This is a genomic window from Clostridium sp. MSJ-8, assembly GCF_018918325.1.
Classification (GTDB): domain Bacteria; phylum Bacillota; class Clostridia; order Clostridiales; family Clostridiaceae; genus Clostridium.
The window spans coordinates 69,754-86,098 of sequence record NZ_JAHLQH010000036.1 but is presented as its reverse complement, the minus strand read 5'-3'; the positions used below and the strand labels follow the sequence as shown (position 1 = coordinate 86,098).

Here is a 16,345-nt window from a genome sequence, read left to right as displayed (position 1 = left end):
TCAGCTGATTCATTTTATCTTCTCTCTACATTATTTTTATCCTCTTACTAAAAATATTCTTGAAAATATGGATTTTCAAATAATACACTCTTAAACTTCGGATTATTGATATCAATTATTTCATCTGCAAATCCAATTACATTCTCTCTTCGAGAAGTAGGTAAAATTATTATGCATCCTTCCTCTTTTAATTTTGTAAAAAAACGAAATACCCCTGAACTCAAAATAATGTCATGAAACTCTGCTGTATTCATCCATGGAAAACAATATATTATTCTATTACTTGCATACCCAATTGCTAAAGATGCTCGTAATCTTTCTCCACTGTAATTTGAAATCTTATAATCTAATCTATCTAGTGAAAGATAAAATTCTTCAATTATATCTTTTAAATTTTTATAACGTTTGTATTTCTTCATAGCAAGTTTGAATGCTTTCTTAACAGTAATTTGTTTTTTCACTATAGTGCCTAAATACTCTCTTTTTCCTACATACCATCCCATACACTTCAATTTATAATTATTAAGTTCTATATCATCACAATATATTTCTTCATCCTTTATTGGAATTCTGCCAGAAAGTAATTAGGTAGTACTGATTTGTTACTCTATCATAATTGTTATCCTGTGTATGCTATGTTATTCCAAATCTTGCATTTGGCTAAATAACTTCTACTCCTCTGCTAAGCAGAGTGAGTTTCCTATATAATAAATATTATGAATATCCTCTTGTGAATCTTGATACTACATTGTCTTGATTTTATTTTATCATAAAAAGCCTAATTATTTAGTCGCTAACTATTTTACAATTGTAAGTGAGTTTGCACTATTTAAGTATTTTAAACAACTCTTTAAAATCCTCTGCAATTAAATGCATATTTTTATATGAAAGTATTGTTTCCTCGTCATCAAATTCTTTATGCCAATAATATACCTTACCATAATCTTCTTTTCCAATTGAAATAACAATTGGTGATTTAATTGGATCCAAGCCTATTATTATTAGATGTTGTAAAATGTATTGCTTTAAATTATTTTTATTATATTCATCAATTATTGTTTCCTCATTTTCCCCCAATAATGGTAATAAATTAATTAAATATGATTCTACAAATTTATCTTTTGTAATAAATTCTTGATTCTTAGGAACTCCTCCATTAGTTTTTAACAAAAATTCTCTGTATTCTAATGGTAATTTTCCCCCTATAATATTTTCAAAATTACAAATATCTTCATTAGTCACTTTTTCTTTATTTATCTTTTCCATCACTTTTCATTCCTTCTAACTTATTCAATATAACTTCTTTTTTATCTCTAATTGCTGCTTCTTCTTTTAATGATAAAGATTTATCATATTCTATTAATGCGTCATTATATTTTCCTAATTCTTCATATATCTCACCTTTAATAAAATAATATATATAATCTCTTTGAGATACATTACACTGCTCTAATTGATTTAATGCCTTTTTATAATCTTTTAACCTAAAATAACATATACCTATATCAAAACATATACTATAAGTATTATCAACTTTATCAATTATTCTATTATAATATTGGATTGCCTCTTCATATTTTTCTAATTCTTGATAAATATCTGCAATTGCTTCTATCGACGATACATCCTCTTTATTCATTTCTATAACTTTTTTATAAAATCTAATTGAATTTTCACTATCATCTATCAAGTAATATGTTTCAGCAATTAATTTACATACTACATAATCTTTATTATCTATCTTATATGCTCTTAAATAATCTTCTAAAGCTTCTTCATCTTCTTCAAATACATCTCTTAATAAATTTCCTCGGTGTATATATAATTTCTTATTATCACGACTTAAATCTATTGCTTTAGAATAATAATCATATGCCTCATCATATTTTTCTTCTTTTTTCCAAAAACCATCCACACACACTCTTGCATCTTTTTCACAAATTATCCCCATGTTTAAATATATTTCAGCATTATCACCATCAATATTTAAAGCTAATTCATAATCCTTAACACATTTATTATAATCTTGTACTTGTTCATACAATCTAGCCCTTTCTAATATAAGTTCTACATTTGCTGAATCCTTATTGATTTCTTTAGTAATGCTTCTTATTTTATTATCTATTTCTTTATTCATTTCACACCTCTTTCTTTCGCTAACATTTCCCATTTTCTCTTTTTTTCTTATCTTTTTTTGCCTTAGAATGTCCTCCTGTGTGTGCGGTACTTCCATGTACAGTCTCGTCAACCAAATATATAGTCTTCATATCATATGAATGCTCTAACTCAAATCCACTTGGTAAATCTTGATTATATAGTTCTTTATATTTTTTCTTTACTTTTCTTTTATCTGTTGATCTATTTCCTGAAAACCCCTCCTCCAATACAACCTTACTACGTTTACCTCCATTATCATATAAATATTCCGGATGTCTTTCAAACAAACAATTATCTTCTGCATCAAATGTAATTTTAAACGTTCCTTTTTTATTGTATTTTTCTCTATATAAAAGGGTATATGTTCTTGTTCCATCTTTATTTATCTTAATACCAACAACATTATTTTTAGGAGTACGTTTTTTTCTTGCATACCCACTAGGATCACAATACTCTACCGGATTATTATTACAATATGCATATAGATTTAATCCATCTCCTCTATATACATCTTCTTGTGTAAATCTACCTATTACTGGATTATAATACCTTGCTCTTAGGTAGTACTGATTTGTTACTCTATCATATTGCTGTCCTGTATATGCTATGTTATTCCAAATCTTGCATTTGGCTAAATAACTTGTACTCCTCTGCTTAACAGAGTGAGTTTCCTATATAACAAATATTATGAACTTTCTCATGACTATAAAGAACATTACCACAGGCATTAATTGACACTCCAAATTTTTATTTTTCGTAGAAAACACACTCCTTTGCAATATTTTATTACTAAAAGAATGTGTTACGTCTACATATTTAATTTTATACTATATAATTAAGAGCCATACATCAAAATATAACATAGCAATATTTAAATCTACTATCTTCTAATAATCAGGATCCCATATTAGAACAAAATAAAAATTAACATAGAATGATATGGTTCATCATAAAAAAATTCTAAACAAATTCTAAATATATTTGACTTGAAATTCCTTCTATATTTTCTTTTTTCGTTGTTGGTATTATTACTATACAACCTGATTTAAGCAAAACATCTACTGTCTGTTTTATTTGATCATGCAATAATTCTATATCTTTTGAATTTAACCATGGATAACAAAATATTTTCTTTCTATTTGCATATCCTATAGCAGCCGATGCTTTCCATCTTTCACCACTTACATACCTAATATTTCTGTCAACTCTTTCATCAGAGATTTTAAATAACCTTTTAATTTCTTCATATTCTAGGTTGCACTTTGAATCATTTATTCCTTTTAGTATTTGAGCTTTTATTGTATCTTTATTTATCTTAGTTTTTCTTTTTAATAATTTAGTTTTATTTATATTTGTTCTATCGTTTCCTATATACCAACTGTTTTTATTTAAATGTTGTATACTTACTTCTTTATTATCAATAAAAATTTTACCGCCATAAAAATTTGTATTTCCTGTAATTCCACAGCTAAGAGCTGCACCACCATTTCCAAACTCACCGATAATACCATATAAACAGCCTTGATAAAACTCAAAACTTCTATTACTTAAACAATCTCTTACTAACCCATGATGAAATAAATTACATTCACCACCTACATAAATATCTTCAAGAACTACTTTTTCCAAAATCGCCACCACCTTTTTTTACCAGCTTTAAATCCAACTTTCTTTACATTTGATATAGAAATAGGACTAGGTCTATCACTCATTCTAGCAATTTTCCAAAGCGTATCATCATCCATTGTTGTATCTAATGTTGAAAAACTAGCACTAGTTTTAAACTCTATTACTGTTTCAAGTGATCTTGCTCCTGAATTTTGTGCTTGTTTATATGTTGGTTGCTCTGTACATACAAAAATTTGTTGAAATTCTTTTCCCTTTAATTGCGAATTATCTGAATTTATTAATTCATTAGCAACTTCTTCTGATGTAACTTGATAATATGTTTTCGATGAATCTTTGTCATTACCGTGATTATTCTCCTTTGGTCCGCCATCTTTACAAATCTTTTTAGCATACCCACTAGAATCACAATACTCTATCGGATTATTATTACAATATGCATATAGATTTAATCCATCTCCTCTATATACATCTTCTTGTGTAAATCTACCTATTACTGGATTATAATACCTTTCTCTTAGGTAGTACTGATTTGTTACTCTATCATATTGTTGTCCTGTGTATGTTATCCTATTATGAATATTCTCTTTTGAACTTACTCAGCAAGTAGAAAATTCTGCTTACAGAAAACGCACTATTTTACAATTTGATTCTTCTTTATCCAAAAGAAATTTAATATTTTTTTAATGTGATAGCTATATGTTCAAATTTATAATCAAAAAGTTTTCTATATGCATCATACCAATTAATATTTTTGCTAATAATGCACTCTCCATTAGAAACTTGTGATTTCATTTCTGCAATTGATAGTGAAGATGAAAAAATTTTTTTTAAAGTCATTAATTCTTTAAGACCTTGTGAATCACAACTTTCTACAATAACATCACACCTATCTTCCTCACTATTATCATACTCATCTGATAAATATTCTATAAATTCATACAGTTCCCTAAAACAAGCCTCCTCAATATCATTCCCACATTCATGATCCCATATAGAAAAAACCATGTCGTTTTTTTTCATTCCTTTTTTGCAGAGCCAAAATGAGAAAAAATTATCTTGTCCAAAACAAAACCATTCTCCATCTTCAAAAGGAGCCCTTTTAGACATTTCTATTGCTTTTTCAATGGAATATATTCGACCAAATGGAAATTGCATTTCACCATAATTCTTATAAAATTCCTCTAATTGTATCGGAATTGAGCTAAAAACATCGGAAGTGTATGTGCTTTTTGTATAAACAATTCCATTACGATAATATGATTCAATCTTTCTAATATGTTCATTAATGTTCATAATTTGCTTTCCCCTTTCATCAGCCAATGCTTATTAAAATTCTTCTGAAAATTCAGGATTATTTGGTACCCCACTTGTATCATTTTGATAATTTCCGCCATGCCATCGTTCAAAATGTTCAGTATTTGTTGCTGGATAAATATTATTGGGGTCATCTGCAATCTGCGGATAATCAATCGCATTATATTTATGATGCCCCTCTATAGGTTCACCATTATATAATGGAGTCTTTTTGTTTATAATATCTTGTCTTTGTTGCTTGTTCCATTTTCTTGTTCCTTTACCATTGTTTATTATATCATTTCTTTCTTTAGCCCAAAATCTATTAACACCACGTTTACGGCGATTGCCAAATCTTCTGTCCCATTCTAAATGATTATATTCATCTTTTGTTATTGTTCTGTTTTCAAGTTTTTTGCGTAAATCTCTTTTCTGTTTTGGTGATAATTGTGAATAGGGTGAACCATATTTCGTAGGTTCATTTCTAGAGTTTAAACTACTCTCACTGCCATGATTATTCTCCTTTGGTCCGCCATCTTTACAAATCTTTTTAGCATACCCACTAGGATCACAATACTCTACCGGATTATTATTACAATATGCATATAGATTCAATCCATCTCCTCTATATACATCTTCTTGTGTAAATCTACCTATTACTGGATTATAATACCTTGCTCTTAGGTAGTACTGATTTGTTACTCTATCATATTGCTGTCCTGTATATGTTATCCTATTATGAATATTCTCTTTTGAACTTAATATATTACCAAAGGCATCATACCAATATTCATTATTTATTTTACCATATTTATCCGTTATTAAACTAGTACTTCCTTGTTCATCTACATTATAGTAATGCTTCTTATTTTCTACATCAGCTGATACTATATCATATCCTCTTGTGAATCTTGATACTACATTGTCTTCTTTATCTGTTTCTACTAGTATATCTCCATTCTTATTGAAAATGAATCTACTCAAATTTTCATTTTCTTCTATCTCATACCTTAATCCTTCACTATCATATCTATTTACTAAAGTATTTCCTTCTTTAGTTGTAGCCTTTATTTGTTGATTTAAACAGTTATATTCAAATAGATTTCCACCATTTGAAGTTTCTTCTTTTATTGTATTACCTTGTTTATCATAAGTGAAGCTCCACATTTTACAAGGTATGTTATTAGAATTTCCTTCTTCCTTATATACTTCTTTAAGTTGATTCTTTATATTATAACAATACTTTTCTGTAACTTCATTAGTTGTCTTAGTTAACCTATTTCCTACCTTATCATAAGTATATTCTTCTTTTCTTCCATCATAGTTTCCTTCAACTACTCTATTCATACTATCATATCCATAGTATGTCTTATGTTTATTCCCTATCTTCTCTATTCTATTTCCATTTAAGTCATATGCATATTTATAATCTATAAGCACTTCTCCTGATGGTGTTACTGTTATTAAGCTTGTTACATTATCTTCTCCATCATAAGTATATTTTGTTTCTATGCCATTTCCTAATACTACTTTTTTTACTTTATCATTATTATAATATTCATATTCTGCTGATACTTTTTCTTCATTATCCTTTATACATATAACTCTATCTTCTTCATCATATTCATATATACTTCTCTTGCCACTTATATCTCTTATTGATTTTATCTTATTATTCTTATTATATCTATACTCTAATAAGGTCTTCCCACTACATGACTTACTCTCTAATAATCCTAGTTCATTATACTTATACTGATACTCCATATTATTGAAATAAGTATTTTTTAGTGTTCCATCTTTATTATATTTATACCTCTGCTCTATTAATTCTAACTTATCAGCATCACCTATTTCTTCATGCAGCTTATAGCTTCCTCTTCCTTCCATGGCTTTCTTAGCTTCTAGCTGTCTCTTTACCATCATATAATATGAGGAATGTTTCTTCTCTTCTTCTTTTGCCTTCTCTTTCTGTTTCTCTTGCTTCTTCTTATCTACCTTATATGCTTTTACACTTACTACATTCTTATCTATATTATAGCTTCTATCTACAACATTCTCATTTCTATCTATATGTTTTATTAAGTTTCCTTCTCCATCATAGTAGAAATATTCGCTGTTTCCTTCTTGATCTATTATCTCCGATACTAGATTCAAGCTATTATATATATATTGAATTCTACCACCATTCGCATCTGTTGAACTTGTTATATTTCCTGCATAGTCATATTCGTACTTCTCTACTCCACCCTCTGGGGTAATTATTTCTATTATTCTTCCCCAATCATCTAAGGTATAAGAGGTTTTATTCCCTAGTCCATCTTCTATTCCTATTATATTGCCTCTACCATCATATCTATAGCTCTGTGATACTGTTTCCTTGTTCTGTGCATTAGGAGTTTTTATTTCTTTTATTTTACCTAATAGATTATAAGTGTATTCTATTTTATTATTTTCACCATCTATTAATTCTTTTAATTGGCCTCTCTTATCATATTCTATATGTTGTATAGTTTTTCCATGAGAATTTCTTATATCTGTTACTTGACCTCGTATATTATATGAATATGTTCTTCCAAGACCATCATCTAGTTCTTCATTATATTGTTCAGGCTTTACTTCTTTGATTATTCTATTATTTTTATCATAAAACAACCTAGTTACATTGCCTAATTCATTAATATAATGAGTTAATCTATCACTTGTATCATATCTATACTTCTTTACCCTTGGAACATCTAAGGATGAATCCTCTATTGCTAGAATATTTTCATTTTTATCATAGGTATACTTAAATCGTCTCAATATTCTATTTTTCTTATCTTCTTGTACTTCCTCTATAAGCTTATCTGATTCATCATATTTTCTTCTTATTTCATATCCATTAGGTGTTATTATCTTAGTTACATTACTATTACCATCATATTCATATTCTGTAATGGACCATATAGAATTTATCTTCTTATCTGGTGATATGAATTCTCCTCTTATCTCTTCCTTCTTTTCTTTTAGGTTGCCCACACTATCATAATTATATCTTATTACCTTTGTAGTTTTATCATTTATTCTATTGCTCTCATATATTTTTTGATTCAAGCAATCATACTTATACACTACCTTAGAACCATATTTATCTTCTACAGTCTCTAATCTATTTTCTTCATCATAGCTGAATCTTATCTCATTATAATGGTTACATATATCATTAGCTTCCACTAGTGATATTCCTTGGCGTTCACATATCTTATTATTATTTGTATCATACACATAAGAAGTAACACTATATCTTATTCCTTCATCACAATCTACAGGAACTCTTTTCTCTATTATATTACCAACTAGATCATAACTATATATCGTTACATTACCTGATATATCAGTTTCTTTTATTATATTTCCATGTAGATCATAAGTGAACTTACGCTCTACCTCACCTTTTTCATTAGCTATACTTATTAAGTTATTCATAGAATCATAAGTATAAGAATATCCTAAACCATCATCTGTTTCTTCATTATAATATTCAGGACTTATATGCTTAATAACATTTCCATTATTATCGTAGAAAAATCTCTCTATTCCTCCAGATGTATATATGACCTTTATTTTTCTATTATTTTTATCATATACGTAGCTTGTACCTATTCCATTATCTGTTTCATAGTCATAAAAATTAGGATTAACCTCCTTGATTATATTACCTTGACTATCTCTTATTATTCTCTTAACCTCGTTTAATGGATTCTTTATCTTTATCAATCTATCCATATAGTCATAGCTATAGCTATAACCATTATTGCCTGAGTTAGGTGGATAGAAATTAATAAGATTACCCATCTTATCATAAGTCTTTATTGTTTTATTATTCTGAGCATCCACTATAGAAGTAATATAATCTAAGTTATTATATCCAAAAGTCACCTTGCCATAATCAGTTATTATAGCTGTATTTCTTCCTACTCTATCGTATTCGTACTTATATACATTTCCTCCATTAGTTGTAACAATAGTAGGTTCTTTCATTATTATATCATTATCTGAAGTATATGAATATTTAGTTATATTATTATTCTCATTCTTCTTAACTATACGTCCATATGAATCATATTCATACCTAGTAACTCTATATTTCCCTAATGATATCTTTTCCTTTCTCTCTATTATGTTATTATTCTTATCATAACTATAATATAATTCACTTCCACCATTATCTATCTGCTTCTCAAGGTTAAGATAATCATCATAATAATATTCTTTAATTAATCCGTTTGGAAAGATCTCTTTTATAATATTTCCATAATCATCATATTCTCTTTTGGTTTCATTTCCATTTCTATCTCTAGTGTATATCTTATTTTCATGCTCATCATATCTATATTCTTCATAAGAACCATCTTCATAATAACAATGTGTAACTAGTCCTAAAGAATTATATCTATATCTCTCTTGTATATTACTCTGCTCATAATAGAATGTGGTTTCTCTATCAGCATCATTATAATTAATTATACATGCATCGCCATTAGGATAATCTTCTCTTATAACTCTTCCTCTGTTATCAAAAACATTCCTTGTATACGTATGTCCATTCTGATCTGTAATACTAGTTATATATCCTTTATCATCATAAGAGTATCTAGTAATACCTCTATCTACATGTACTACTTCTGTAAGATAACCATTATTATATATATACTGAACTACTCTACCCAAGTCATCCTTTATCTGAATTATCTTATTATCCTTATAATCAAAATATAATCTGCAATTAGAAAATGTAGTTATATAATCTATATAATTACCATTATATGATACATTCATTACGTTATTATGCTTATTAATTATTGAATGCAATCTTCCTGTTCTGTCATATATATATTTCTTTCTCTGAGCACTATCTATAAGATTATATTCATCATTGTCCTCAACTAATATATAATTTTTAGCATTAGACTTCTCATTCTTCCATTCATTATTTTCTCTTATAAAACATTCTTTATGTCCATCTTCACATAGAACCTCAGCTCTATTACCTTTTCTATATACAAAGGTTTCATAATTCATCTTCCACCCTTGTCCGAATACCCCAACTCTATTTTCTGTAGAATCATACATTCTCTTAATTATGAATTCCTCATCTATATCTGGCAAAACAACATCTGTTGAAGGTACATATAGAGAACCTGTAGCTACATCTACTGGGTCTGCACTAAATAATTTATTGGTAACATAGCTTGTAGCAATACTTTTAAGTGGATTAATATCACCAGTATAAGCAAGATCCCCTAACATATCAAAACCTGCATCTGAAATCATTCTTGCCCTATTCATATATTTACACAAATCAACATCACTAGCAATCTTTCCTGCCTTTTGAAGACCTTTTGCATATTTACCAAATTGATTCATAATTCCTGTACTAGAACTACATAATCCTCCTGACATAGACATAGATTGCATATAGCTCTTCCACCCATTATTAATGGAACCATCATCTATATAATCTGCTATCAAGTTAAATCCAAGATCCATAGCCATGTCAGAGCCTATTTTCATAAAAGTTTCTAGAGAAGCTCCTCCTGTAACTACTACTGTTGCTACTCCAGCTGCTAATACTACACCATACTTAAAGATATCATAAGCATCTTGATTTCCTTGAAATACAGTATCCCTTATGAAGTTAAATGACTGTGAATAATCTCCCTTTTGAGCCTTGCCATAATCTTGAGTTGCTTCACTCATCTCTGCAACTCCTACTGCAACTGATGCTGCTCCTATTGCTGCTACTGCTACTAATGCAGCACCCCCTGTACATACTATAGCTGCTCCTATTGCAATACCACCTATTACTGCTGCCATAGCACCAAATCCGAACTTAGACTTAGCTTCTTCTATCTTTGCTATCTGAGTTTTTTTAGCTTGCTTGTTTATATCATCTATTTCTTCCTGACAATTGCTATTATATTCTGCTATTTCTTTTGGCAATTCAACCGCATCATGTTTTGAAGCAAAGTATTTTATAACTTGAGCATTTAGATTACAGTTATTATCTATAGTAATATTCGAACTATCATCTCTAACTATTTTAACTAATTGTCCTGCAGTTATATTTATACTCTTAGGAACTATATCTCCTCCTGCCCCAATTAATATATCTTCTTTTGCAGTTATACTTATATCATTTCCAGTTACAGTTATATCTCCACCTTGATTAAGATTAAGTGCTATAGATTTAGAATCATCTGCAGCAAAATTCATATCACTTGGTGATAATTGCATCTCTGATCCTGTAGTATTCGAAAAAGACTTAATATCTGGATTCTGAGTTTTAGATGCATATTTTGAATTACTACCAGTATTTCTTATTGCATGTATGGCTATTGCATCACTTTCATAATTAGTAGGAAAATATATATGAACTTCACTACCAGCTTCAGGCATACAATACCACGCACTACTCTCTATAGAATAAGTGAAGAATTTTTCATTACTACTACTTATCGGTTCTTCTTCTATGTCAAAATCCACTGATAAATTATTACCTGAAACTTCCTTAACAACTCCCTTTAAGCTCATTCCAAATATAGCTCGGTTAGTTTCATACTTTGTTTCTATTCCTTCTTCTCTCTTAAGTACATATATTCTTCTGATTTCACTCTTATATACATCAATATGAATTTCTGAAACAATAGTATCTATATATCCATCTATTTTTACCTTTTCCCCTAATTTAAGTATAGAATCACTTTCTACTTCCCATTCAGTATAATCTCGTGAGATAATATCTTCAGACTTATATGGTGATTCCTTATCATAAGCTTCTAGATCCTTCCATACCTCATAATCACTTAACATTATCTCTTCCTTATTATCTATAGTTGGAAGTCCAAAATAAAATCTAGGATAATTACCAGTGCAATCTGGAACTAAAACTGCTCCAAAATGTGACGCCAATCTCTTCAAAAATTCAAAATCAGTTTCTTCATATTGTAGTAAAAAGTCTGGTATTACACTATCTTGTGTTACCTCATCCTTATATTGTACATTATCATATGACTTTAATACTCTATCAATAACATCTGTATACTTCATATCCAAGTCACAAAATGTTCTCTTTCTCTTCTTAATATCTAATTCCTTTGTATAGGAAACACATTCTACTTCCATCAATTGAAGGTTTCCTTCGTATATTATGTTAACTTTTGATATTTTTCCTACAAATGCATTTTTACCACTTTGTTTTAATATTATTTTTTCATTTGCTATATTTTTATTGATATTATCTATTATCTTGTCTTCTTTTATTAATAATTTAATCTTCATGTAACTATGATCATTCAATCCTATAACTATGTCTAAGTCTTCAACTTGAATTACATCATAAGGTACTGTTAGATTATATCCTTTATATGTTAACTCCATAATTCCCCCTATTTTTACTACACACTAGCTTATCATCATAAAAATATTTCTTATTAATTTCTATTCATATTGCCCACTAGTATATAATTTTATCTCTCCACCATAAACACACATTAACTTGCATCTTCCCATTAATGCAGGACTACCATCTACAAGTACCTCTTCATTTCCATCTATCCAATCTGTAAATATCATAGGAGTACATGGACCTACACATTGAGATATCAATGTTTCTTTATCTTCATCTGTAATAGCTACATTATCTGAATCCCCTGTGAATATACTCATTACCTTCTCAGAAAAAGATTTTTCCCTAGAATTAACTTCTTCTAGTATCTTATTTGCAGCTGCTTGTACTGCTGGATTACTAGAACTATTACAAACACCAAATGTTCTAATATTAATATTAGGCTTACTATCCTTTATGTTTAGTTGCGGAATTCCTTGAATAAACTCTCCATGGCTTATAGGAATTACAACAAAACTTGCATGATTAGATTTACTACAAGTTATCATTGCAGTATGTAATATATAACTTTTTTGTAGCATCTTTAATCTCTCTTTTTCTGCCTTCTCAGCTGCCTCCTTTTCTGCCTTTTCCTTCTCTTGCTTTTCTTTTTCCTCTGCTTCTCTCTTTTTTTTCTCTTCTGGTGTTTCTGTAATCTTATCATATAAGTTTCCTACATCTTCCTTGATGAAGCCACCTACTTCTTTTGTCTTTTTAGCAATTCCATTTACTGTACTACTTACACTATTAACAATATTCTCAAACAATTACTTCACACCTACCTCTATAAATTTTATACCCATATAACATCTCTTAAGCATAGCTTCTACAACTTCTAAGGAAGCCACTAAATAAACATCTAGTCCAGCCTTAACTTGAAATATGTTATAGTCTAAAACTTTATTTTTATCTAATACCATATTCTCTAACCACCCTAACTTATTATATGTAGTATCTTCACTTAATGCATCTATTATATCTGGCAGAACTAATCTATACACCTTCTGAACCTTTCTATCTATATCAGTTAAAACAGCTATCTTATATATTATAGTTGGTTCATACATCTTAAATATTTTGTGTAATTCATCACTTATTAATAAAACAGGTGCTTGAATCAAATCAGGATATACAGTATTTTCATCTGTTATTGTTTCTACATTAGATATATCATTATATATCTTTTCATCACTTTTTAGTAAAATCATTTTTTTATCATTATTAAATCCCTTAAGTCTAACTGCATTTTCTAATAAAGTATCTTGCTTTAATATAAAATATCTCACCTTGACACCTCCTTAGATTCTCTTATTCTAATTGTTTGTAACTGTGCTGCGGATAAATGAATATAAGGAATTACATCTAAATCAAATATGCAATTTTCTACATTTGCTCCTTCGAAATTTACATCTTCAAATTCTGTATCTATAAATAATGATTGCCTTAAGTCAGCATTCTTAAAGCTTACACCTTTAAATTTACATTTAGTAAAATCCATATTAGTTGCAAATGTTTCTTCAAAACTTGTCTCACTAATAACAGCATTTTCAAATACAGAAGCTACAAGATTACACTTATTAAAATTGCATTCTATTAATTCTGTATCCTTATAATTACCTCTTGCTATTGCACAATTAGTAAAATTAACATTCTGAAGCTTGCTTCCCTTAAAATTAATTAATACCATAGGATTATCACTTAAATCCATATTAGTAAATTCGCTATTCTTCCACACAGAATAAACAAGAGGTGCCTCTCCCTTAGCATATTTCATATACTCTTCAATATCCCTATTATTCTTAATTCTATTATCCATAGCAAATACTGTTTCACTCCCTGACTCATATTCACTTATCTTAATTAAATAGAACTCTGACTTAAGATTATTCATAACATAATCTTCTTCATCTACATCCCAGAACCATGTTCTAAGTGCTTCACTTAATTCTTTAAATGCCTCTATTACGCTATTAAAAATAATATTTTGAACATCATACGAATTAACTTTACCTAGATATATCTTCTTCTCTCTTAATAATTTTTCTTTTAACTCTATATATGGTTCAAATATAAACTTTAAATCTATCTCAATACATAATGGCTTATCATCTAAATACCAATTTTTATTATATCCATGTAAATATATAATATAGCTTTCATTTAATATATTGCTTCTTAGCATCTCATATTGAAATATAGTTATATCTTCTCCTCTATCACACTCATCATTACACTTCTGTATTAAATCTCTGAAGGCACCTACTAATCTATTCTCTAGCTCTACTTCATTATCATTACATAATTGTTCAAACTTATTTCTAGCTTCTTCTACCAAGCTTTTTACAATATTTTCATTGTATTCTACTAGAGCTTCCTCTCTATTCATACTCATCACATACCTTTATTAATTATTCTTAACTTCACAACCAATCTCTTTTATCTGTCCTTCTTCATCAAATTGAAGTCCTGCACCTATATCATTTCCAAAATATATACTTTCTGACGCTTTAACTTTAACCTTCTTTTCCGAAATAAGTTCAACATTATTTTGTGCCATTATAGATACATTGTTCTTACTTACTATAGATACGCTTCCATCAGTATTAAACTTCACATCTGCTTGACCACTATCACAAGATAATGAAACTCCATCTGGTGTCAACTTTACTAGCTTATCATTTGCAGTCTTTAGATATTTATTATCTGGATTACCCATCATATCTTCACTAGATGGATCTTCACATACATAGTCGCTAACTGCACTTACTGCAAAGGATTCAGATTCTAGCTTGGACGGAAAATACACTCTTACACTATCACCAACCTCTGGCATACAATACCATCCACTACCGTCATTACTTGCTGACATAGTAGAGAATTTAAACCAATATGCTTTACTTTTATCTTGAACTTTATCTATATCTAAATGAATCTGAACCTTTTCTCCTGAAACACCTATTATTTTCCCATCTATTGAACTACCACATACTTTTGAATTATATATATTCTTAACTCTAACTCCATTTTTAACACGAAGATTATAATGATTTACTAATATACCTTGACTTATCTCATATCTAGCCTTGTATACATAGAATCTGTGGTTTAAAAAATCTATATTATCACCTATACTTAATAATTCTAAAGTCTTTATATTATATGAAATATAATCAGTCTCTTTTGCATCAGCTATATAATTTTCCTTCATATATTCATATTCTTCTAAGTTCTTCTCTATCTTAAAATCACTAATTTGATTTCTTAAATTCTTCTTATTATCAGGAGTTCCTATATATATTGAACCTCTTTCTCTAAAACAATCTGTAAATATTGCTGCATTGAACTTAGATATTATTCTTCTCAAGAATTCATAATCTGTTTCTTCATATTGAATAAGTAATTCACCTATCTGAAGATCTGGAATAGAGATATTATAGCTTATATCATATTTATCTAATATCATTTTTATTATTTTGTGATATGTTAAAGATGTATCTTGAAATGATCTAGATACTTTCTCTATATCTAATGTATAAGAGAAGCTTTTTCCTCTTATATCTATTGTATATACTTCATCTCTAACATTAAGTTCTATCTCAGTTACCACTCCATTAAATATATCTTTAGGACTATCATTATCTACATATACCTTTATTCTTCTTGAAGCTCCTGTTATATCTATATATTTATCTGCATACTTTTCATCTATAATTCCTGTTATATATATTTCTGCATGATTGTTTATTTCATTTTTTATCACTAATTCCTTTATACTCTTTATATTGAAGCCCTTAACTCTTATTTTCTCATAATCAATTCCATTCATAATTACACCAT

General features: G+C 28.6%; 12 protein-coding genes and 2 pseudogenes. All 14 read right to left on the bottom strand.

Annotation, left to right across the window (positions count from 1 at the left end):
- Positions 1-47: 47 nt before the first annotated feature.
- Positions 48-503 carry a hypothetical protein gene (locus KQI77_RS07565; RefSeq protein ID WP_216389843.1) on the bottom strand — a complete coding sequence of 152 codons (456 nt, stop codon included), beginning with the start codon at positions 501-503 and terminating at the stop codon, positions 48-50.
- A gap of 322 nt (positions 504-825) precedes the next feature.
- Entirely contained in the window at positions 826-1,266 is a 441-nt protein-coding gene (locus KQI77_RS07560) for an SMI1/KNR4 family protein (protein WP_216389841.1), read from the bottom strand.
- Positions 1,250-2,137: a lipopolysaccharide assembly protein LapB gene (locus KQI77_RS07555; RefSeq protein WP_216389839.1), complete on the bottom strand. Its 888-nt coding sequence runs from the start codon at positions 2,135-2,137 to the stop codon at positions 1,250-1,252. The genes KQI77_RS07560 and KQI77_RS07555 overlap by 17 nt, the downstream gene beginning before the upstream one ends.
- Positions 2,138-2,156: 19 nt before the next feature.
- Positions 2,157-2,444 (bottom strand): HNH endonuclease, encoded by a 288-nt coding sequence (locus KQI77_RS07550; RefSeq protein WP_216389837.1) that lies wholly within the window; start codon positions 2,442-2,444, stop codon positions 2,157-2,159.
- Between the two features lie 159 nt (positions 2,445-2,603).
- Positions 2,604-2,765, bottom strand: a pseudogene (locus KQI77_RS13195) (RHS repeat-associated core domain-containing protein); the annotation flags it as partial.
- Between the two features lie 352 nt (positions 2,766-3,117).
- Complete coding sequence (locus KQI77_RS07540) at positions 3,118-3,786, bottom strand: ATP-binding cassette domain-containing protein (protein ID WP_216389832.1); 669 nt, start codon at positions 3,784-3,786, stop codon at positions 3,118-3,120.
- On the bottom strand, positions 3,774-3,902 hold the full coding sequence (locus KQI77_RS13190) for a hypothetical protein (RefSeq protein ID WP_301281679.1): 129 nt from the start codon (positions 3,900-3,902) through the stop codon (positions 3,774-3,776). The genes KQI77_RS07540 and KQI77_RS13190 overlap by 13 nt, the downstream gene beginning before the upstream one ends.
- Positions 3,903-4,190: 288 nt before the next feature.
- A pseudogene (locus tag KQI77_RS13185) lies at positions 4,191-4,364 on the bottom strand (RHS repeat-associated core domain-containing protein); the annotation flags it as partial.
- A 91-nt stretch (positions 4,365-4,455) separates the two neighbouring features.
- Positions 4,456-5,079 (bottom strand): hypothetical protein, encoded by a 624-nt coding sequence (locus KQI77_RS07530; protein ID WP_216389831.1) that lies wholly within the window; start codon positions 5,077-5,079, stop codon positions 4,456-4,458.
- A 33-nt stretch (positions 5,080-5,112) separates the two neighbouring features.
- Positions 5,113-12,501: an RHS repeat-associated core domain-containing protein gene (locus tag KQI77_RS07525; RefSeq protein WP_216389830.1), complete on the bottom strand. Its 7,389-nt coding sequence runs from the start codon at positions 12,499-12,501 to the stop codon at positions 5,113-5,115.
- A 60-nt stretch (positions 12,502-12,561) separates the two neighbouring features.
- The gene (locus KQI77_RS07520; RefSeq protein ID WP_216389826.1) at positions 12,562-13,275 is read right to left on the bottom strand and encodes a DUF4280 domain-containing protein; all 714 of its coding nucleotides are present in this window, start codon (positions 13,273-13,275) and stop codon (positions 12,562-12,564) included.
- Positions 13,276-13,794 carry a hypothetical protein gene (locus tag KQI77_RS07515; protein WP_216389824.1) on the bottom strand — a complete coding sequence of 173 codons (519 nt, stop codon included), beginning with the start codon at positions 13,792-13,794 and terminating at the stop codon, positions 13,276-13,278. It abuts the gene before it with no gap.
- Positions 13,791-14,894: a pentapeptide repeat-containing protein gene (locus tag KQI77_RS07510; protein ID WP_216389822.1), complete on the bottom strand. Its 1,104-nt coding sequence runs from the start codon at positions 14,892-14,894 to the stop codon at positions 13,791-13,793. The genes KQI77_RS07515 and KQI77_RS07510 overlap by 4 nt, the downstream gene beginning before the upstream one ends.
- 18 nt (positions 14,895-14,912) lie before the next feature.
- The gene (locus KQI77_RS07505; RefSeq protein WP_216389821.1) at positions 14,913-16,334 is read right to left on the bottom strand and encodes a phage baseplate assembly protein V; all 1,422 of its coding nucleotides are present in this window, start codon (positions 16,332-16,334) and stop codon (positions 14,913-14,915) included.
- Positions 16,335-16,345: the final 11 nt, after the last annotated feature.